Below are 19145 nucleotides of genomic sequence, written 5' to 3' on the forward strand. Positions count from 1 at the left end.
CCCAGTAAGGAAAAGTCATGACCGCAAGCACCAACGCTGCGCCAGTGCAGCATGAGCGGCTTACGAGCCGCCAAACCCGCAAGGTTGTCACCGCAGGTTGTGTTGGCATCTTCGTGGAACTGTACGACAACGGCATTTTCGCCTTCATGGCGGGAACGCTGGCGCTCGTCTTCCTGGCGCCGGGCAACCCGGACAACGCCCTGCTCTTCGTGTTCGCCGGTTACGCGGTCTCGTTCTTCGTACGGCCGCTCGGCGCGGTGGTTTGTGGCTACCTCGGCGACAGGATCGGCAGGCAAAAGCTCCTCGTCTTTGTCATCCTCCTGATCAGTGTGGCCACTGCCGGTATCGGACTGCTGCCTCCCTACGCGGCCATCGGCATCGCAGCTCCCATCCTCCTGGTCCTCCTCCGCCTCCTTCAGGGCTTCTCCGTTGGCGGCGAGGCTGCCGGCGCCATGACGTTCCTCGCTGAGCATGCTCCCGAAGGCAAGCGCGGCATCATTACCTCCTACGCCCAGATCGCTTCCTTCGCCGCTTTGCTGACCGGTACTTTGGTTGCCTTCTCCATGTCGCCCTGGCTTACCCAGGCAGCGATCGACGGCGGCGGCTTCGGCGCGTTTGCCTGGCGCATCCCGTTCCTGGTCGCCATTCCCATGGGCATCATCGGCTGGTACATCCGCAAGGCCATCAGCGATACCCCCAACTTCGAAAAACTCAAGGAAGAGGGCGGCCTCTCCAAGAACCCGCTCAAGGAAGCCTTCCAGTCCAAGGAGCACCGCCGGGCCATGCTCCTGGCCCTCTTCATCCCGCTGATGAACGGCTCGGGCTACTACGTCCTGTTCTCCTACATGCCCACGTTCCTCAAGGGCAAGCAGCTGAACTTCACCATCGGTGAAGCCCTCCTGGTCACGGCATGCAGCCTGGTGGTCATCTGCATCGCCATCCCGTTCATGGGTGCACTCTCCGACCGTGTTGGCCGAAAGAAAGTCATTGCCGGCTCTGCGATCGCCATGGCTGTGCTGGGCATCCCGTCATACGCACTCATTGCCACGGGCCAAATGGGCCTGGCAATCCTGGGCGCTTGCATCATGGCCATTGTCTTCGCCGGTCACACAGCAGTTATCCACATCCTGATCGTCGAACTCTTCCCCACCCGCGTCCGCTACTCCGCTTACGGCCTCGGCTACAACATCTCCTCCGCGCTGTTTGGTGGCACCGCCCCGCTGCTCATGACCTGGCTGATCGGCAGCACCGGAAACATCTACATGCCCGCCTTCTACGCAGTGATCACGGCGCTTGGCACCCTCATCGCGGTCAGCACGGTCAAGGACCGCGCCCACGAACCACTGCGCGACGCCTAGCCTCCACCAACCTCCGGCAAGTGCGCCGGGCTTCCAAGCCTGGCGCACTCTGCCCCACCGATTCCCCACCTTTTGGAGAACCCAATGTCTTTTTCTGACTACACCACCGCCCTCGTCACCGGAGCATCAACCGGTATGGGCGCAGCCATTGCCGAGCGGCTTGCCAAGCGCGGACTGACCGTTCACGCCGTGGCCCGCAACGAGGAACGCCTTGCCGAGTTGGCCGACCGCACCGGAGCCATCCCGCACGTAGTGGACCTGACCGACACCGCCGCGCTGGCCGCCGTCGTGAATGACCTCAAGGTGGACGTCCTGGTCAACTGCGCCGGGGTTTCCCGGCCGGGCAACATCCTGGACTCGTCCGAAGAGGACATTGACGAGCTGGTGGACGTGAACCTCCGCGGCCTGCTGCAGCTCACCCGTCTGGTCCTGCCGGGCATGGTGGAGCGCGACCTCGGGCACGTCATCAACATCAGCTCCATCGCCGGCGTGTACAACTTCTACGGCCACACCGTCTATCACGCCACCAAAGCCGCCGTGCACCAGATCTCCCGCCAGCTCCGCAATGACACCGTGGGCAAGCGCATCCGTGTCACTGAGATCTGCCCCGGACGCGTGGAGACCGAAATTTTTGGTCGCAACCTGGGTGGAACGCCCGAGGCCATGGAAGAAGCCTGGAAGACCTACTACGAGGGCTACGAATCCCTCACTACCGACGACATCGTGAACGCCCTGGACTACGCCATTGAAACGCCCCGCCACGTCAACGTGGGCATGCTTGAGCTGATGCCCACATTCCAAGTCCCCGGCGGGCTGACGTTCGACCGGCGCTGACGTCCCACCGGTGCCGGTTTTCGGATCGGCACCCCACAGATTCCGGTGGCATCACTCCCGTCACCGGAAATACAAGCCGGCGGCCGCTTTACGCGGCCGCCGGCACCCGCGCAAGGCCACGTTCAGCGCCCGGCATGCCTCAGGCTGCCGCCTGAAATCCCGTACCTGGACCGTCTTCCGGTACTTGCAGTAGCGTCCGGATAAAGCGCACGACGCCGGCTGGTTCAGTCTTCGTCGAGCGTTTCAGTCAGGTGATGCGTGGGGATCCGGTCCCGGTCGTACGTGATTTCCGTGTAACCGTGTGGTTGCGGACGTCCGTCGGCCCCGAGGTTGACGAAGACAATCTCCTCGATGGTCAGGATGGCCTCGCGGGTGATCATGTTGCGGACCTCGGCGCGCATGGTCAAGGACGTGCGCCCGAAGCGTTTCGCCGTCAGGCCCATCTCCACCAGGTCGCCCTGAACCGCGGAGCTGACAAAGTTGATCTCGGAAATGTACTTGGTCACGGCGCGGCCGTTGCCCAGTTGGAGGATGGCGTAGATCGCGGCCTCTTCATCGATCCACTTCAGCAGGCTGCCACCGAAGAGTGTGCCGTTGGCGTTAAGGTCCTCGGGCCGCACCCATTTACGGGTGCGAAAGGTGATGTCTGCTTTTTCCATAATCCGAGATTATCGAACTGTGGCGGCCCGCGCTTGATGTTTCAGGGGAGAGATCATGCGCCATCACGCCATAGCGGTGTGCGACGCGCTGTGTGAATCGATCCGCTTGGAGTAGCAATACGATTCCTCCACGCCGATGTAGGGGCCAAAATTAGGAACAAGGGCGAAACCGGAACTCTCGTAGAAACTCCGGCCATCCGACTGTGCGGAACCTGCCTCCGCCGCGATGACGCTGAACCCGTGGGAATGCGCCTGGGCTTCCAAGGCCGCCAAAATGGAGCTCGCCACTCCTGAACCACGGGCATAAGGGACCACGTAGAGCCTTTTGATTTCTGCTGTCTTCTCATCGAGCATCCTCAGGCCACCGCAACCCAGCGGTTGTCCGGAGCATTTCTCATAGGCCACCACGAACACAGCAGTGTCCGCTTCCGAGGGAGACGGCCCGGGCTCATGGTCCGTGCTGCCGAACCGTGCATCCAGTTCGGCCTGCTGTGCGGCACGGAGGTCAGAGCCCACGGGGTTGGCCCAGGTGACCTGCCGGATGTTGAGCCGTGGATTGGTCTGCATCGTGCCTCGTTTCGCCGCGTTTCCCAGGAGGTGTCTATGCCTCTCAAGCCTAGTGAGCTGTGGTTACCGCGGTGTTTCCTGCGCGTAAGCGTCGGGAGAATTAGCAAGCGCGACCAGCGTTGCAGAGGCTCCGATACGTTCCCGGGGCCTCCCCGCAGCCTCCCTGTCCTCGTCCTCGCAAGACCGTAAGTGAACCCGGCGTCGCGGGGCTTTGCTCCGGAGTTGGGGTGCAGAGCGGCCCGGCTAAGTCCCGGTTTAACGTTTCTCCGGGGTTCAGGGCTGAAGTGCCTCGCCCGTGGGGTCTTCTGCGGTTTGGTCTGCCAGGGCCATGCCGCCCACAGGAACCTGGTCCCAGTGCAGGACCTTCCAGCCGTTCGCGGGGTCGCCTTCCAGGGCCACAATTCCGGTGTTGGGCAGCTGATGGGTCTCGGCGAACACGGTGTCGATGTCGGTTGCCCGGCGGCCTGCCCAACACCGGATGGCTGCGCCGTGGCTGACAATCGCGGCCGTCCGGTGTCCTGCCGCCACTACCTGTTCAACCGAGGCATCGAACCGGGCAAAGAAGTCGTGGCCGTTGAAGGCCCCAGGCATCCGAACGTCCAAGTCGCCGTCAGTCCACGCAAACACTGTGCTCATGTACCGGAGATGTGACTCGTGGTCGGTCTTCTTTTCCAGCGCACCCGCCTCGATTTCGTGGACCCCATCCAGAATCACCGGCTCCAAGGCCGTAGCCTTCGCCAAGGGAGCGGCAGTCCGCTGGGTACGCAGCAACGTTGAGGTGTAAAGAGCTTCAATGGCTTCATCGGCCAAAGCGTCCGGGAGGGCCGATGCCTGGCGCTCACCTAGTTCCGTCAGCCCCGGGCCTGGGTAGGCGGTGTCGAGTTGGCCTGCCACGTTGCCCGGTGTTTGTCCGTGCCTGATCAACAGGAGCTTCATGGCCGCTCCACTCCTTACGTCGTTGGGATGCTGTCCAACCGCCGGGCGTGGGCGATCACTCGTGCCCGTGTTTCGCTGCCCTCGCGTCCGTGATGTCCCATCCAGCTTAAACGCCGACGGCGGGCCGAGGCACCCAGCCCCGGCCCGCCGTCGTCGGGCATTTGATCCTGCTGCAGGTGGTTGTTACCGCAGGTGGTCCACCAACTTGTCGGCGATGCCCGTGTACTTGCCAGGGGTCAACGCGAGCAGGCGTGCTTCGGCGTCGGCGGACAGGCCGAGTCCCTGAACGAATTCCTGCATACGGGCTCCATCCACGCGCTGGCCGCGGGTGAGGTCCTTCAGCCGCTCGTAAGGGTTTTCCATGCCTTCGACGCCGGCAATGGCTTCTGCGCGCATCACCATCTGGATGGCTTCACCCAGGACTTCCCAGTTGGTGTCGAGGTCGCCGGCAAGGACTTCCTCGGCGACGTCCAAGGCTTTGAGGCCCTTGGCTACGTTGGAGATGGCCAGCAAAGAGTGGCCGAAGGCGACGCCGATGTTCCGCTGGGACGAGGAGTCCGTGAGGTCGCGCTGCCAGCGGGAAGTAACCAGGGTGGCACCCAGAGTGTCCAGGAGGCCGTTGGAGATCTCCAGGTTGGCTTCCGCGTTCTCGAAGCGGATCGGGTTGACCTTGTGCGGCATGGTGGAGGAACCCGTGGCACCGGCAACCGGGATCTGGCGGAAGTAGCCGATGGAGATGTAGCTCCAGATGTCAGTGCAGACGTTGTGCAGGATGCGGTTGAAGCGGGCGATGTCCGCGTAGAGTTCCGCTTGCCAGTCATGGCTTTCGATCTGTGTGGTGAGCGGGTTCCACGTGAGCCCAAGGCCTTCTACGAATGTCTTGGCTACGGCTTCCCAGTCAGCACTAGGGACGGACGCTACGTGTGCCGCGTAAGTGCCCGTGGCGCCGTTGATCTTGCCCAGGTATTCGGTCTTGGCGATGCGCGCCAGCTGGCGGTTCAGGCGGTGCGCAATGACGGCCAGTTCCTTGCCCAGCGTGGTGGGTGTGGCGGGCTGGCCGTGCGTGCGGGACAGCATGGGGACAGCGCGGTTCTCCTCCGCCATGGCCTCGATCTGCTTGACGAGGGCGGCAGCGTTGGGAAGCCATACGTCTTCCACGGCGCCCTTGATGCCCACGGCATAGGAGAGGTTGTTGATGTCCTCGGACGTGCAGCCGAAGTGGACCATGGCCGTCAGGTTCTCGATCCCAATGGCCGGCAGGCGACGGCCGATGTAGTACTCCACTGCCTTGACGTCGTGGACAGTGACGGCTTCGATCTCGGCGAGCTCATTGACCGATGCGGCGTCGAAATCGGTGACGATGGCCCGCAGCTGGGCAATTTGTTCCTCGGACAGCGGGCCGGCGCCGGGCAGCACGGACTGGCTGGTCAGGTGGATGAGCCACTCCACTTCAACGTGTACGCGATCGCGGTTGAGGGCAGCCTCGGACAAGTAGTCAACGAGGGGTGCGACGGCGGCACGATAACGCCCGTCGAGGGCGCCAAGGGCGAGAGGTTCGGAAGCGAGGGACACGCGAGGGGATTCAGCCATGGTGCCTATTCTTTCATGTTCCGGCATAGGGCCCGAGTCGATGACGGCGGCTATGTGGACATGGTCCTGCGTTATCCACATACGCGACAACGACGCTTCCTTGGAGGTCTACGGCTCCGTAGCGTCGGACCTACCGATCAGCAGAACAACCAACGGAGTAAACGGACATGAGCGTCGGCTTGATGCCTGCAGCCAACCCGCCCACTTTCGACCCCCTGGAGTGCGCTTCCCGAAGCCACGACGTCCAACGGCTCGCCTGGCGTATCAAAACGTGCGTGGACCAAACAGACGCCGTTCTCGCGTCCTTGCGCAGAATCCAATTGGACGATTGGCAGTCTCCCGCAGGTCGGGCCTACCGGACCACAGTCGCCCTGCACGCCTCTGCGCTGATGCGTGCCCGTCAGTCCCTGGATGCTGCGGCTGCCTTGATCCTGCGCCATTCCCAGAGCGTTTCAGTTTCCGCAGGGAAGGGGCAGTAATGGCCGATGCAGCTCCCGTGGGAGCCGGAGGAGCGCCCCGGCCACTGCCGCCGGCGGCGGACGGAATTCTCACGATACGCGGCGGCGTGGGAGGAATGTCATTTCAGTTGGAAGAGCTTCTACGGGGCGTCGCGCAACTGGATGACGTGATTGAGCAGCTTCAGGGAATCGAGGACGAAACCCGCCGCGTCCAGGACGAGCTCGAGTCGTTTCTCTACGACTCCTACGAAACCGGCTGCAATGCCTTCAACTCCGTTGCAGAGAGCGGCAAGGGCGTGGCCAGGGTGCGGCAGGATCTGGTGGAGGTCAGCGCGGGTGTCCGCGCCAGCCATCGTGACTACCAGCTGGTGGAGGCGCGCAACGGGCTCCCGCAGAAGCTGGGTTTCGATCAGCTGCGGCTCTCCGGGGTTGGGTTGCTTCCCGGCCGTGACATGACGCACAACTTCCTCAGGGGAGTCCTGGTTCCACCTTGGGCGGAAACAAGGGACATTCTTCACGGCATACTGGAGTCGCCGCTCCTTGGAGCGCTTCAACCCCGGAACGTCAGTATCGGTGGAATGGAGCAATCCACTGAATATGTGGATCCCTCCATGGCGGAAAGCCTGAGGCGTCTCGAGGCCCTGCACGCCCGCAACAGCGGTGAGATCGAGGTTATTGAGTTCGAACAAAACGGTGCCTCCTCCTGGATGGTGCTGATACCCGGCACCCAACCGAACTCGCCCAACACCAACCCCCTCGACGTCCCTGGCATCGGTGACGCTGTTGCCTACGACTCCGAAGAAGTCGTCCAGGCGGTTGGCGAGGCCCTCCATGCGGCCGGAGCGGAAGCTGGAGACAGTGTGGTGGCGGTAGGGCACAGTCAAGGAGGCGTCCATGCCATGAACCTCAGCCGGAACAAGGCGTTCCTCAGCGAATTCGACCTCAAATACGTGCTGACGGCCGGAGCCCCTGTTGGTGGAATTACCCCGGAACCGGGCATCAGTTCACTCCACTTGGAACATGTTCAGGACTGGGTCCCCGGAACGGACGGCCGCGTGAACAGTGACACGAAAGACAGGGTGACGGTATCGCTGACAAACGAGGTCAGGACACCCGAAGGTCAGGATCCCGGCCTGGGCCCGGGCCACGATCAGGAGAACTACGCCGAAGGGGCAGAACTCGTTGCCGCAAGCCATGACGAGTCACTCGTTGCTTCCACGGCTGTCTTCACAGGTGTGGTTGGTGCCGGTGGGGTAGCCACAATTTCCCGGTTCAAACTGGAGCGGGTGCCATCGCCGCCTTCTCCGCCGGCCCTGGAAGCTCCAAGCGTCCGGGAAACCAAGCGGGATGCTGGAACGCGGTAGGGGCCGCTGCTCCTACCTCTTCCGGGTTCCAGGGATCAGCCCGGCCACCATCGAGATGATGCTGATAATGAGCGATGCCAGGATGGCCGTCCAGAAGAACGAGTCGAGGGTGAGGTGTACGGGCGTGAATGAGCTCAGCCAGGCGGTGAGGTACAGCATGGCTGCATTAATCACGATAGTGAACAGGCCAAGCGTCAGGATGGTGACCGGAAGGGACAACAGCCGGACCAAGGGACGCACCACTGCGTTCACAACACCGAAGATCAGGCCGATAAACAGATACGCCAGGATGATTCCCGCCGTGTCTGCGCCCTGGGTCAGTCCTGCATTGGTGGCGGCTTTTTCGGTGGCGCTGGTGGTGATGTCCATGCCTTGCAGCAGCCAGGTGGCCACCCACAGGGCAAGGCCGTTAATGAGGACGCGAATGATGAATGAACCCATGGGCCCATGGTTACACACGCACCTGATAATCAGCCCAGCGGCAGGCATGGACAGGCAAGTAGGCTTGAAGCCATGACTACTACTGACAACGCACCGGAGGGCGTACTCCCTCGCCCGGTCGTGGACAGGCTTCCTAAGTATGCGGCTGGCAAACCCCCCGCTGCGATCGAGGGCCTCACCAGCTACAAATTGTCGTCCAATGAGAACCCGCTGCCGCCTATTCCTGCAGTGTTGCAGGCAATTGCCGACCAGTCCGATATCAACCGCTACCCCGATCCCCTCGCCACCAAGCTGAGGACGGCTTTGGCCGGCTTCCTTGATGTCCCCGCTGACGACGTCGTCACCGGAGCAGGCAGCCTCGGTGCGTTGAACCAGATCCTCGCAACCTTTGCCGGACAGAATGACGACGGCAAACAGGACGAGGTCATCTACGCGTGGCGTTCGTTCGAGGCATACCCCATCTGCGTCGGTCTTGCAGGGGCCGCCAGCGTCCAGATCCCGTTGCTGGCCGACGGGCGCCATGACTTGGCGACCATGGCCGCGGCAGTCACGGTGCGCACCAAGGTAATCCTCCTCTGCACTCCAAACAACCCCACAGGGCCGATTCTCACTGCGGAGGAAACTGAGCGCTTCATCCAGTCGGTTCCCCCCAACGTGGTGGTGGTTATCGACGAGGCTTACCAGGAATTTGTCCGGGACGATGCTGCAGTGGACGGGATCAAGCTTTACCGCACGTATCCCAATGTCGTGGTGCTGAGGACCTTCTCCAAGGCCCATGGGTTGGCCGGACTGAGGGTCGGATACAGCGTCTCGGGTCCGTTGCTCACCCAGCACCTCAGGGTTACCGCCACCCCCTTCGCCGTTTCCCAGATCGCTGAACGCGCCGCCGTAACCTCCATCGAGAATTTTGATCAGGTTGTGGAAAGGGTACAAAGCCTCGTGGACGAAAGAGACCGCGTGACGGCTGGCCTTCGGGAGCTTGGATGGTTCGTTCCAGAGGCGCAGGGAAACTTCATTTGGCTGAACCTCGGACAGCACAGCGGCGAGTTTGCGGCCTTGGCAGCGGAACGCGCGCTCTCAGTCAGGGCCTTTGCCAATGAGGGCGTCAGGGTAAGCATCGGCGAGGTGGAAGCCAACACAAGGTTCTTGGAACTCTGTGCAACTTATACAAAGGCACCGCTGCGTTCCTAGCGGTTAACAAATGCGCCAACCCAACTTACTGCCGATAAAGTAAGGGACGAAAGCCAATAATATGCCCGTTCCGGAATACATTCCGGAACGGGCATATATCCCAGCGACAGACACTGCCCGGCGCCCCGCCGCGGTAAGCAAGGAGACGGAATGGGCTCGACACAACTGCCCCCCGGGACGGAAGAAACTCTCGCGGCAACCTCCGCGGCAGCAGCCGCGCCAGGGGAACCGGTGGAAATGGTTCAGTTGCTGGGCCCTGACGGAAAACTGGGCTCGGATCCTGTCTTCTCGGACTATGCCAAGCGCATCGACCCGGAGAAGCTGCGCGTGTTCTATACGGACATGGCCAGGATCCGTCGTTTCGATCAGGAAGCCACCGCCTTGCAGCGTCAGGGTGAGCTCGCTCTCTGGGTGCCGTTGACCGGCCAGGAGGCGGCCCAGATCGGTTCGGGGCACGCCAGCCAGGCCCAAGACTATATCTTCCCCACCTACCGTGAACATGGCGTTGCACTTGTCCGCAACGTAGACCTCGCTGAGCTCCTCAAGCAGTTCCGGGGTGTCTCCAACGGTGGCTGGGATCCTCGCGAGAACAACTTCCATTTGTACACGCTGGTCCTGGCGGCCCAAACGCTCCACGCAGTTGGCTATGCCATGGGCATCCAGAGGGACCAGAAGCTGGCAGCGGCCACCGATTCCACGGATCCCAAGGCCGCCGTCATCGCATACTTCGGAGACGGTGCCAGCTCGGAAGGCGACGTCCATGAGTCCATGGTCTTCGCTGCTTCCTACGACGCGCCTGTGGTGTTCTTCTGCCAAAACAACCACTGGGCCATTTCGGTACCCACCGAAGTCCAAACCAAGGTTCCACTGGCCAACCGTGCCAAGGGCTACGGATTCCCGGGAATCCGCGTTGATGGGAACGACGTCATCGCCGTCCATGCCGTCACCGAGTGGGCTCTGGAGCACGCCCGTGAGGGCCGCGGTCCTGTCCTGATCGAGGCCTACACCTACCGGGTTGGCGCGCACACCACTGCTGACGACCCCACCAAGTACCGCGAATCCGCCGAGGAAGCTGCCTGGCGCGAGAAGGATCCGCTGGACCGCCTGGAGAAATACCTGCGCGCCGAGGGGCTGGCGGACGAGGCCTTCTTCGATCAAGTCAAGGCCGACGGCGATGAGCTGGCCAAGTACGTCCGCAGCACCACGCATGGCCTTGAGGTTCCCGACATCAGGGATGCCTTCGCCAGTGTTTATGCCGAACAACACCCGCTGATTGCGGAGGAACTGGCCTGGTTCGAGGAATACTCGGCCGGCTTCGAAAGTGACGAGGAGACAGCTCACTGATGGCAACCATGACCATTGCGAAGGCCATCAACGAAGGTCTCCGCGCATCGCTGACCAACAATCCCAAGTCACTGCTCATGGGCGAGGACATCGGGCATCTTGGTGGTGTCTACCGCGTTACCGACGGACTCATCAAGGAGTTTGGTGAAGAGCGTGTCCTGGACACGCCCTTGGCGGAATCGGGCATTGTGGGCACCGCAATCGGCTTGGCCCTGCGTGGGTATTCCCCCGTATGCGAGATCCAGTTTGATGGCTTTGTCTACCCGGCTTTCAACCAGATCACCACCCAGCTGGCCAAGATCCATGCCCGCAGCCTCGGCAAACTCACCGTTCCGGTCGTCATCCGCATTCCCTATGGTGGCGGTATCGGCTCGATCGAGCACCACTCCGAGTCGCCGGAAGCACTGTTCGCCCACACGGCGGGATTGCGCATCATTTCCCCGTCCAATGCCCACGATGCCTATTGGATGATCCAGAAAGCCATTGAGTGCCAGGACCCGGTCATCTTCTTCGAGCCCAAGCGCCGCTACTGGCTCAAGGGTGAAGTGGATGTCCAGAATGCCGGCCTGTCCGAGGATCCCTTCAAGGCACATGTAGTCCGCGAGGGCACGGATGCCACCATCGTGGCCTACGGACCGCTGGTTCCCGTAGCCCTGGCCGCAGCCAACGCTGCTACGGAGGACGGCCGGAGCATTGAGGTCATCGACCTCCGCTCCATCTCGCCCCTGGATTTTGACACCGTGGAAGCCTCGGTCAAGAAGACAGGGCGCCTGATCGTCGCCCACGAGGCACCCACGTTCGGCGGCATCGGAGGCGAGATCGCGGCTCGTATCAGTGAGCGGGCGTTCCTTCACCTCGAGGCCCCCGTGATCCGCGTTGGCGGGTTCCACATGCCGTATCCCGTTGCCAAGGTGGAAGAGGACTACTTGCCGGACATCGACAAGATCCTGGAAGCACTCGACCGCTCGCTGTCCTACTAGCGCCTGCTGGCCCACTCAACCGCCCTGATCCTGCCCGGCTTCGTTGCCTGGTAACCGGAAATCGAGGACCACTGTGACTGTAAAGAAATTCAACCTGCCGGACGTCGGCGAAGGCCTGACCGAGGCCGAGGTAGTGGCTTGGAAGGTCAAACCGGGCGACGTCGTAGCAATCAACGATGTCCTGTGTGAGATCGAAACGGCCAAATCCCTGGTGGAACTGCCATCTCCCTTCGCCGGCACAGTGACTGAGTTGCTGGTGGAAGAGGGCATCACTGTGGAGGTCGGCACGGCGATCATCGCTGTGTCCGAAGGTGCGGAAGGACCTGCGGCTTCAGGCAGTTCCGGGGGTGCGGTGGCCGAAGCGGCTCCGGCGGCTACCGCCGTCGAGATGCCGTTGTACGGCAAACTGAGCGTCGACGAGGACCATGATGACAACCGTCCTGCCGGCGGTCCGCTGGTCGGTTCGGGTCCGAAGGCCGACGCCGTCAAGCGCCGCGCCCGGAAGCGTCCGGCCGGTTCGGTCGAAGCGGCCACGGTCGCCGAAAACGCCGAGGGCACGGTCCAAAACCACCAAGCGGTAGTGGAAGCCAAAGCGGACGAAGTGCCCGTTTCCCACCGCACGACGCCGGTGCGCCCCACTGCTGCACCCGGCAGCCAGCCTCCGGCTGCCCAGGTGGCAAGCACCCAGGTGCCGGCTGCTTCGGCTCCTGCCTCAGCAAGCAACGCCGCGGGTACGCCGATTGCAGCTTCCCGGGGTGCGGCCATCAGCGGCACCATCAGCGGCTTGGTCAACAAGGTTTTGGCCAAGCCCCCTGTTCGGAAGTTTGCCCGCGATCTGGGAATCGACCTCGCGGACGTCGTGGCCACGGGCCAGCGGGGCGAGGTCACCCGCGAGGACCTTGTGAGCTACCAGGCGCAGCGCGATGCCGAGCACGATCAAGCCGACTCCTTCTGGGGCGCCTCCAAGAAACCGCAGGACCAGCGCATCGAGCGCCTTCCAGTAAAGGGGGTTCGGAAGGCCACCGCCAAGGCAATGGTGGAGTCGGCATTCTCCGCGCCGCACGTCAGCATCTTTGTGGACGTCGATGCCAGCCGCACGATGGAGTTCGTCAAGCGGCTCAAAGTCTCCCGGGACTTTGAAGGAATCAAGGTCTCGCCGTTGCTGATCCTGGCCAAGGCCGTGATCTGGGCGGCGGCCCGAAACCCCAGCGTCAACGCCACGTGGGTGGAGAACGCAGACGGAAACGGAAACGCTGAGATCCAGGTCAAGCACTACATGAACCTGGGCATCGCAGCTGCGACTCCCCGGGGCCTCATGGTCCCCAACATCAAGGACGCCCAGGACCTGTCCCTCAAGGAATTGGCCTTGGCCCTGAACGATCTGGCCACTAAAGCACGTGCAGGCAAGACCCAGCCGGCGGAGATGCAGGGCGGAAGCCTGACTGTCACCAACATTGGTGCACTTGGCATCGACACCGGAACCCCCATCATCAATCCGGGTGAGGTCGCAATCATTGCGTTCGGAACCATCAAACAGAAGCCATGGGTTTTGGACGGTGAAGTCATTCCACGCTGGATCACCACCCTTGGCGGATCCTTCGACCACCGGGTGGTTGACGGCGACTTGTCGGCCCGCTTCATGGCTGACGTAGCGGCCATTCTTGAAGAACCGGCGCTGTTGCTTGACTGACCGGCAAACAACCCCGGGTCCCGGGACGGATTCCCACCCGGAAGGTGCCTCCCGCGCGGCAGGCGCCCCTAACTCGGGTGGCGCTTCGATGGCCGGACCGGACGGTGCTTCCGCGGCTGCACCGGCCGGGGCTGGGCTGGCGGTTGCCGATGCCGGCCATGTTCCCCCGCAGCTTGTAACGGGCCACTGGCGCACGTTTGCCCGGGTTCTGACGGAAGTATTCCAGCCGCCGGTTGTGGTGATGGTGCTGCTGTTGATCAGCCCCGCAATCGAACCCGGGTTTCCTGGAACCATGTGGTTCGGACTCCTGGCCGCAGTGTTCGTCTGCGTCTTGCCGCTGGCCTACGTGCTGGTGATGGTCAAACTGGGCAGGATCACAGACCACCATGTCAGCGACCGACGCCAGCGCCCGGCGTTGCTGCTGATGGCCCTGGTCTCAGTGGTGGCCGGGCTGGGCGTATTGGAGCTGTTGAACGGCCCTGCCAGCGTCTCGGTGATGATCATTGCGCTCATCGGAGGCATCGCCATCTTGGCCGTGGTGAGTGCCTTTTGGAAGATGAGCGGCCACGCCTCTGCCCTGGCCGCGGCGGCTGTCATTGTGGTGGCCATGTTCGGAGCTGCCTGGTGGCCGGTGTTGCTTCTGGTCCCGGCAGTGGGCTGGTCGCGGTTGGTCCTGCGCGCTCACACCCTGGGCCAGGTCATTGTGGGCTCGCTGTTCGGCGGAGTGGTGATCGCCGGATTGTGGTGGCTGCTGCGCGAGTGGATGCTGTAGCGGCACAGCGGCACAGCGGCACAGCGGCACAGCGGCACAGCCGCGCAGTTTCGGCGCCTAGAACGCCGGGTAGCTGACCAGAAGAGCCTGGAGTTCGGTGGTGGACATGTTGTTTGCCATCTCCACGCTGATGCCCATGGCGACGGCGGCGATGGTTACCATGGCCACGCACGCCACGGACAGGAAGCGCCAGTCCTTGCGGAACACGCTGCCGAAAGTCTCGGGCATGTCCAGGCCTGGGGTGATCATGTTGGGCGCGCTGTCCCAGGAGCCGTCGTCGAGCATCGCGATGACGCGGTCGTTGCTGCGGTCAAAACGCATGGTGCTGATGTTGTTGCCGTGGCGGGCAAGAAGGATGTCGTGTCCCACGCGCTGGCGCGGCTGCAAAGTAAGCAAGAAAATGATCCCCTGAAGTCAGTAAGTGGAGGTGGCACGCGCCATTGGGGGCATTTCGATTTTATAACGATGACTTCAGGAGCCCGGCCCAAAAGACGCCAAATGCCGGGTGAGGCTCCCCACCCGGCGGCGTGATTCAGCTCGCTTTACGGCTGGTCGGTCTTGGCGATGTAGACGTCGCAGGGGGCCGTGTGCGCCACTGTGTTGGCTACGCTGCCAAGGACGCGTCCCAGGCCCTGCATGCGCCGGTTACCCACCACGATCAAGCTGGCGTCCTGCATTTCGGCTTCCTTCACCAGTGCTTCACCAGGCTTTCCGCGCGCCGCGGAGTAGGTGATCTCGAGGCCTTCCTGCGCCAGGCGTTCTGCCACGGTGCGTGCCACGGTTTCTGCTTCGGCGGCGTCGGACACGATCCACTTGTCGGTGCCGATCTCCACCACTTCTGTGCGGTTGCTGTCGAATGCACTGACAACGCGCAGGCTGGCTCCGAGGCCAATGGCCAACTGCCGGGCGGCTTGGGCTGCCCTCATTGCCGTCTCGCTGCCGTCTACTCCGACAATCACAACTCCGGTCATTGTGTTGCTCCTTCATTGATGGCTGTGATGGCTTCTGCCAAAACTGGTGCCAGGCGGCGGACGCCTTCGGTAATGGTATCCGGCGGTACCGCGCTGAACGCCAGGCGCAGCTTGTTGGAGGGGCTGTCCGCGGGTGAGAAGGCTGCTCCGGGAATGAAGACGACTCCGGCGTCGATCGCTTTGCCCAGCAGGGGATAGGTATCCACGCCGTCGGGCAGCGTGACCCACACGAAGAAGCCGCCGTCCGGCCGCGTCCAGGTCAGGCCTGCCGGCATGTACTCCTCAAGTGCCGAGAGCAAGGCCTGGCAGCGCTCAGCGTAGAGCGTGCGGTAAGTGTCGATCTGGCCTTGCCAGTCGTATTCCCGGAGGTATGCCGAGACCAGCATTTGGTTCAGTGGCGGTGGGCAGAGCGTCACTGCCTCGGACGCGAGGTAGAAACGGCGCTGGAGGTGGGCAGGAACCAGCGCCCAGCCAATCCGTAGTCCGGGAGCGAAGATCTTGGAGAACGAGCCGAAATAGATGACGTCGTCCGGGTTCGCGGCACGCATCGGTGCGATGGGATGCCCGTCGAAGCGAAGGAGTCCGTAGGGGTTGTCTTCCAGGACAATAATATTCGCCTTGCGGCATATATCGACGATCCGTTGCCGGCGCTCTGCTGCCAACGTGATGCCGGAGGGGTTGTTAAAGTTGGGAATGGTGTAGAGGAACTTGATGTTCTTGCCCTCGGACTGGAGCGCCGCGATCCTGGCCTCAAGAAGCTCCGGCACCAGGCCGTCGCCGTCCATGTCGATCGGCTCCACCTCAACCTGGTACGCCTCGAACGTGTTCAGCGCGCCGACGTAGGTGGGGTTTTCCACCAAGACCACATCACCGGGGTTGCAGAAGACCTTGGTGGCTACGTCCTGCGCCGACTGCGAGCCTGCGGTGATGACGACGTTTTCCGGCAGGGCGTCGGTAATGCCCTCGGCTGCCATGACATCGCAGATCTGCCGGCGGAGTTCCTCTGTACCTTGGCCTCCGCCGTATTGCAGGGCGGTCATGCCTTCCTCGGCGATGATCCTGGCGGCGGTCTGTCCCAGCTTTTCCAGGGGCAGCGACTGCAGGTACGGGTTGCCTCCGGCAAGGGAGACGAGCCCCGGGCGCATGGAGATGTCGAAGACATCCCGCACGGCGGACTGTTTGATATTGGCGGCCCGCGCGGAGAAGAGTTCCTCGTGCGGGTGGGCGGCCGTGGCGGCACGCTCAATGGCGTCGATGGCTTCAGCGGGCAGCGTTGCGCCGGCATCCAATGTTTCGTGGGTCACAGTGACAGGATACTCCTCGATGTTGCTAAAGAGGCAACATCTGTTTCCCAAATTCTTCGAGTGTGGCTCTCCGCGCTTTACGCATCCATCCGGAACGGCTGGAATGTAGCTATGACAGCGCATCAGGCATCCGTGACCAAGGCCGAACAGTTCCACAAACTCCACGACGCCGGGCCCACGCCGCTGGTGCTCGTCAACGTTTGGGACGCGGCGTCCGCACGTGTGGTGCAGGAAGCAGGAGCGACGGCGATCGCCACGTCGAGCTCCGCGGTCTCCTGGAGCCTGGGGTTCCGGGACGGCGACCACGTTCCGTGGGGTCTGGCCATGGCTGCGCTTGGCCGCGTCGTGGGCGCTACAACGCTGCCCGTCACCGCAGACATAGAAACCGGTTACGGGCGCACCGACGACGAACTGAGGGCCACCGTTCACGCCGTCCTTGATGAAGGCGCCGTAGGCATCAATATCGAGGACTCCGGCGAGGAACCACTTACCGACACCGCCGAACAGTCACGCAGGATCGCCCTCATCCGGGCCGCTGCCGACGACCGCGGGATTCCGCTGTTTATCAATGCCCGCACCGATACGTTCCTGTCGGGACGATTCGGGGACTCAGCTTATGAGGAGACGCTGCGTCGTGCGGACTCCTATGTCGCCGCCGGTGCCGACGGCGTCTTCGTGCCCGGCGTCGTGGATCTCCATGTCCTCCATGAACTGTCAGGCCGGATACCGGCTCCGCTGAATGCGCTGGCGGGAGTCGGTGCGCCGTCGCCGTTGGAACTGCACGACGCCGGAGTGCGTCGCGTCAGCATCGGCGGCAACACTGCCAAAGCCGCATACGCCAAGGTCGCCCGGGTGGCGACGGAGATTCTGGGGGACGGCAACTGGGCAGGGCTGGCAGGCACGCGCAGCCACGACGAGATGGACGCACTCTTCGAGGAGGGGCCTCGTTACGGCGGGTGAACCATGCGACGGCGGCGCCCGCCTCAAAATGTCGGACCCCGCCGGTAGCTTGGGATCAGAAACAAAAGCCACCACGGCAGGGGAGTACGGATGGCACGACGCAGTGTGCAGTTCTGGCGCATCGAGCAGCTGAACGGTGAAGGGCTGAACCGTCCATTTCCTGCGCGCCGCGTCGCGGAGGTCCTGAAGAAGGCCCAGGACTCCGGGATTGACCGGCATTTCACCAGCGTGGACGGAACTGTCTTGCTGGCGCAGGCCGTGGCGTCCTCGCCCTTTCCCGTGGTGTTGCTGGACCGGGTCCGGGACACCAACCTGCCAAGTGTCGGCGACGCCCTTGGCCGGCGTAAACCGCTCCCGTTGGCTCCCGGTGACCACCTTCTGGAAACCACATACTTCGCGTTCCTGAAGAGGAACGTCGTTGCCGTGCTCACCAGCGGCAACGGTCCCCGGGCGTCCCGGATGGGGGATTACCTCGGTGGAATGCTGGGGCTCGAGCCTGTCCTGGTACCTGTGGTGAGGGAGGACATCGAGGAAATTCTTGCCAGGCTCGAAGTGAGCCGTTTCGAATTCGCCCTTCCCGCTGAGCGTCTCACGGGAAAGCTGATGGAGGGCGAGTGGGCTGACGTCCTGGACAGTGCCTCGCGCCTGATGAATGAGGGCACGTTCCGCATTTCGCTCAGTGTTGGGCGGGCAGGAAATGCCGAGGACAAGCAGCGGATCAGGGACCGCATCCAACACCTCATCGACCTCTTCCGCAGGGCCGGTTCCGTGGAGCACTTTGACTACGTGGTGGCCGAGGGCAAGGATTCCCTGACGGGGGACAGGGAAGTGGTCGATCTGCTCAAGGAACGTTTCATCTCGCACATCGAGGTTGACCCGGATGTTTTCAACGATCCCCAAAAGTCGGTGGCCGAGGCCGTTGCCATCCTCAACAAGCAGGCCAGGGACAACGAGGCATTCTTCGCCAGGACCCTCCCGGACGTCAAAGGCTCTCCTGACAGCGGCCTGGTGCCGGACATTGTCGCCGGCGGAATGGCCGCCGTACGGGAAGCCCTCGCTGCGGCCATAGCCTCTGAGGAAGCCACAGCAGGCGGTGCGGGCCATGAGCTTGTACGAGGTTGATATTGAACGCCCCGGGCGGCGGCGGACTGTCTGGCGCTGGTTCCTTCTCCATCCCACTGCCGATTATCTGTGGGCAGCGCTCGCCGTCCTGATCTGGCTGGGGATCGCGCTGCTGGCACATCAACCCTTGATGCTTGAAGGGGCCGACGCCGGGACCCGCCGCGCTCTCTTCCAGACTCTCGCCACCTTGGCAGGAGCAACGGCCGGTCTGACCCTCACCAGCGTTTCCATGCTCATCAACGTGCTGGGCAAGAAGGCCGCGCCGGGTCAACGCGAGCTCCCGCTTGAGAGACTCTCGGCAACGCATCGGCGGCAGATCGGTGAAGTATTCCTGTTTGCCATCCCGGGGTTGGGCCTGCTGGTGGTCGCTGCGCTGGTCACGATGGTACTCGAAGGAGGCGGACCTACGGGGCTGTGGATTCCTGAAGCAGTGGTTTTCGTACTGGCCTTCGCCTCCGTGCTGGCCCTGTTGCGGGTGGCGTGGGCCTTGCGGCGGGTGCTGGCCATCGCGACAGCGTGAGCAGCTCCGGGCTCGTCATGCGGCGTTCTCCCACGTTGTTCCCCATCGTTTCTCTGAGTCATTCTGCCAAGCTGCCGTGACGTT

The 19145-nt window shown here is 62.8% G+C and carries 20 protein-coding genes; 12 read left to right on the forward strand and 8 right to left on the reverse strand.

Translation table 11 applies throughout. From position 1 onward, the window contains the following. Positions 1-17 precede the first annotated feature (17 nt). Positions 18-1358: an MFS transporter gene (locus AC6JA3_RS01440; protein ID WP_026543042.1), complete on the forward strand. Its 1341-nt coding sequence runs from the start codon at positions 18-20 to the stop codon at positions 1356-1358. An 84-nt stretch (positions 1359-1442) separates the two neighbouring features. Then, positions 1443-2192, forward strand: a complete 750-nt coding sequence (locus tag AC6JA3_RS01445; protein ID WP_026548506.1) for an SDR family oxidoreductase — start codon at positions 1443-1445, stop codon at positions 2190-2192. 224 nt (positions 2193-2416) lie between these two features. Here the strand turns inward: AC6JA3_RS01445 and AC6JA3_RS01450 are convergent, their stop codons facing one another. From AC6JA3_RS01450 to purB, 4 genes are all read right to left on the reverse strand, one after another. After that, positions 2417-2851 (reverse strand): acyl-CoA thioesterase, encoded by a 435-nt coding sequence (locus AC6JA3_RS01450; RefSeq protein ID WP_017198826.1) that lies wholly within the window; start codon positions 2849-2851, stop codon positions 2417-2419. A 63-nt stretch (positions 2852-2914) separates the two neighbouring features. After that, entirely contained in the window at positions 2915-3418 is a 504-nt protein-coding gene (locus tag AC6JA3_RS01455) for a GNAT family N-acetyltransferase (protein ID WP_035761242.1), read from the reverse strand. A 273-nt stretch (positions 3419-3691) separates the two neighbouring features. After that, on the reverse strand, positions 3692-4354 hold the full coding sequence (locus AC6JA3_RS01460; protein WP_026543039.1) for a histidine phosphatase family protein: 663 nt from the start codon (positions 4352-4354) through the stop codon (positions 3692-3694). Between the two features lie 183 nt (positions 4355-4537). Beyond that, complete coding sequence (gene purB, locus AC6JA3_RS01465; protein ID WP_397334607.1) at positions 4538-5971, reverse strand: adenylosuccinate lyase; 1434 nt, start codon at positions 5969-5971, stop codon at positions 4538-4540. Between the two features lie 140 nt (positions 5972-6111). Between purB and AC6JA3_RS01470 the strand changes: the two genes are divergently transcribed. After that, positions 6112-6423: a hypothetical protein gene (locus AC6JA3_RS01470; protein WP_026543037.1), complete on the forward strand. Its 312-nt coding sequence runs from the start codon at positions 6112-6114 to the stop codon at positions 6421-6423. Then, the gene (locus AC6JA3_RS01475) at positions 6423-7766 is read left to right on the forward strand and encodes a hypothetical protein (protein ID WP_347782408.1); all 1344 of its coding nucleotides are present in this window, start codon (positions 6423-6425) and stop codon (positions 7764-7766) included. Before AC6JA3_RS01470 ends, AC6JA3_RS01475 begins: the two co-directional genes overlap by 1 nt. Positions 7767-7778: 12 nt before the next feature. Here the strand turns inward: AC6JA3_RS01475 and AC6JA3_RS01480 are convergent, their stop codons facing one another. Continuing rightward, positions 7779-8207 carry a phage holin family protein gene (locus tag AC6JA3_RS01480; RefSeq protein WP_026543035.1) on the reverse strand — a complete coding sequence of 143 codons (429 nt, stop codon included), beginning with the start codon at positions 8205-8207 and terminating at the stop codon, positions 7779-7781. Positions 8208-8279: 72 nt separating this feature from the next. Between AC6JA3_RS01480 and AC6JA3_RS01485 the strand changes: the two genes are divergently transcribed. The 5 genes from AC6JA3_RS01485 to AC6JA3_RS01505 all read left to right on the forward strand — a co-directional run bounded on the left by AC6JA3_RS01485 (position 8280) and on the right by AC6JA3_RS01505 (position 14184). Beyond that, positions 8280-9398, forward strand: coding sequence for a histidinol-phosphate transaminase (locus AC6JA3_RS01485; protein ID WP_347782409.1), 1119 nt, complete (start codon positions 8280-8282; stop codon positions 9396-9398). A 150-nt stretch (positions 9399-9548) separates the two neighbouring features. Then, positions 9549-10742 (forward strand): pyruvate dehydrogenase (acetyl-transferring) E1 component subunit alpha, encoded by a 1194-nt coding sequence (gene pdhA, locus AC6JA3_RS01490; RefSeq protein ID WP_026543033.1) that lies wholly within the window; start codon positions 9549-9551, stop codon positions 10740-10742. Beyond that, on the forward strand, positions 10742-11722 hold the full coding sequence (locus AC6JA3_RS01495; protein WP_026548502.1) for an alpha-ketoacid dehydrogenase subunit beta: 981 nt from the start codon (positions 10742-10744) through the stop codon (positions 11720-11722). Before pdhA ends, AC6JA3_RS01495 begins: the two co-directional genes overlap by 1 nt. Positions 11723-11795: 73 nt before the next feature. Beyond that, a complete protein-coding gene (locus tag AC6JA3_RS01500) occupies positions 11796-13412 on the forward strand; it encodes a dihydrolipoamide acetyltransferase family protein (RefSeq protein ID WP_347782410.1) in 1617 nt (538 codons plus the stop codon). Between the two features lie 88 nt (positions 13413-13500). Continuing rightward, on the forward strand, positions 13501-14184 hold the full coding sequence (locus AC6JA3_RS01505) for a phosphatase PAP2 family protein (RefSeq protein ID WP_175493486.1): 684 nt from the start codon (positions 13501-13503) through the stop codon (positions 14182-14184). A 57-nt stretch (positions 14185-14241) separates the two neighbouring features. Here AC6JA3_RS01505 and AC6JA3_RS01510 read toward each other — a convergent pair whose 3' ends face one another. From AC6JA3_RS01510 to AC6JA3_RS01520, 3 genes are all read right to left on the reverse strand, one after another. Continuing rightward, positions 14242-14553, reverse strand: coding sequence for a hypothetical protein (locus tag AC6JA3_RS01510; protein WP_035761329.1), 312 nt, complete (start codon positions 14551-14553; stop codon positions 14242-14244). A 173-nt stretch (positions 14554-14726) separates the two neighbouring features. Then, positions 14727-15155, reverse strand: a complete 429-nt coding sequence (locus AC6JA3_RS01515) for a universal stress protein (RefSeq protein WP_026543028.1) — start codon at positions 15153-15155, stop codon at positions 14727-14729. Further along, positions 15152-16459 carry an aminotransferase-like domain-containing protein gene (locus tag AC6JA3_RS01520; protein ID WP_347782411.1) on the reverse strand — a complete coding sequence of 436 codons (1308 nt, stop codon included), beginning with the start codon at positions 16457-16459 and terminating at the stop codon, positions 15152-15154. The genes AC6JA3_RS01515 and AC6JA3_RS01520 overlap by 4 nt, the downstream gene beginning before the upstream one ends. Positions 16460-16570: 111 nt before the next feature. Between AC6JA3_RS01520 and AC6JA3_RS01525 the strand changes: the two genes are divergently transcribed. From AC6JA3_RS01525 to AC6JA3_RS01535, 3 genes are all read left to right on the forward strand, one after another. After that, a complete protein-coding gene (locus tag AC6JA3_RS01525; RefSeq protein ID WP_223944030.1) occupies positions 16571-17419 on the forward strand; it encodes an isocitrate lyase/PEP mutase family protein in 849 nt (282 codons plus the stop codon). Positions 17420-17509: 90 nt separating this feature from the next. After that, positions 17510-18541, forward strand: coding sequence for a hypothetical protein (locus AC6JA3_RS01530; protein WP_347782412.1), 1032 nt, complete (start codon positions 17510-17512; stop codon positions 18539-18541). Beyond that, positions 18522-19061, forward strand: a complete 540-nt coding sequence (locus tag AC6JA3_RS01535; RefSeq protein WP_347782413.1) for a hypothetical protein — start codon at positions 18522-18524, stop codon at positions 19059-19061. The genes AC6JA3_RS01530 and AC6JA3_RS01535 overlap by 20 nt, the downstream gene beginning before the upstream one ends. Positions 19062-19145 lie beyond the last annotated feature (84 nt).

The organism is Arthrobacter sp. TmtSoilC79 (assembly GCF_059739405.1).

Bases quoted from the DNA above. Each gene is read 5' to 3' on its own strand.
- pdhA (WP_026543033.1), top strand. From the start codon at position 9,549: ATGGGCTCGACACAACTGCCCCCCGGGACGGAAGAAACTCTCGCGGCA.
- AC6JA3_RS01455 (WP_035761242.1), bottom strand. From the start codon at position 3,418: ATGCAGACCAATCCACGGCTCAACATCCGGCAGGTCACCTGGGCCAAC.
- AC6JA3_RS01525 (WP_223944030.1), top strand. From the start codon at position 16,571: ATGACAGCGCATCAGGCATCCGTGACCAAGGCCGAACAGTTCCACAAA.
- AC6JA3_RS01495 (WP_026548502.1), top strand. From the start codon at position 10,742: ATGGCAACCATGACCATTGCGAAGGCCATCAACGAAGGTCTCCGCGCA.
- AC6JA3_RS01535 (WP_347782413.1), top strand. From the start codon at position 18,522: ATGAGCTTGTACGAGGTTGATATTGAACGCCCCGGGCGGCGGCGGACT.
- AC6JA3_RS01475 (WP_347782408.1), top strand. From the start codon at position 6,423: ATGGCCGATGCAGCTCCCGTGGGAGCCGGAGGAGCGCCCCGGCCACTG.
- AC6JA3_RS01515 (WP_026543028.1), bottom strand. From the start codon at position 15,155: ATGACCGGAGTTGTGATTGTCGGAGTAGACGGCAGCGAGACGGCAATG.
- purB (WP_397334607.1), bottom strand. From the start codon at position 5,971: ATGCCGGAACATGAAAGAATAGGCACCATGGCTGAATCCCCTCGCGTG.
- AC6JA3_RS01450 (WP_017198826.1), bottom strand. From the start codon at position 2,851: ATGGAAAAAGCAGACATCACCTTTCGCACCCGTAAATGGGTGCGGCCC.
- AC6JA3_RS01440 (WP_026543042.1), top strand. From the start codon at position 18: ATGACCGCAAGCACCAACGCTGCGCCAGTGCAGCATGAGCGGCTTACG.
- AC6JA3_RS01505 (WP_175493486.1), top strand. From the start codon at position 13,501: ATGGCCGGACCGGACGGTGCTTCCGCGGCTGCACCGGCCGGGGCTGGG.
- AC6JA3_RS01470 (WP_026543037.1), top strand. From the start codon at position 6,112: ATGAGCGTCGGCTTGATGCCTGCAGCCAACCCGCCCACTTTCGACCCC.
- AC6JA3_RS01480 (WP_026543035.1), bottom strand. From the start codon at position 8,207: ATGGGTTCATTCATCATTCGCGTCCTCATTAACGGCCTTGCCCTGTGG.
- AC6JA3_RS01530 (WP_347782412.1), top strand. From the start codon at position 17,510: ATGGCACGACGCAGTGTGCAGTTCTGGCGCATCGAGCAGCTGAACGGT.
- AC6JA3_RS01485 (WP_347782409.1), top strand. From the start codon at position 8,280: ATGACTACTACTGACAACGCACCGGAGGGCGTACTCCCTCGCCCGGTC.
- AC6JA3_RS01445 (WP_026548506.1), top strand. From the start codon at position 1,443: ATGTCTTTTTCTGACTACACCACCGCCCTCGTCACCGGAGCATCAACC.
- AC6JA3_RS01460 (WP_026543039.1), bottom strand. From the start codon at position 4,354: ATGAAGCTCCTGTTGATCAGGCACGGACAAACACCGGGCAACGTGGCA.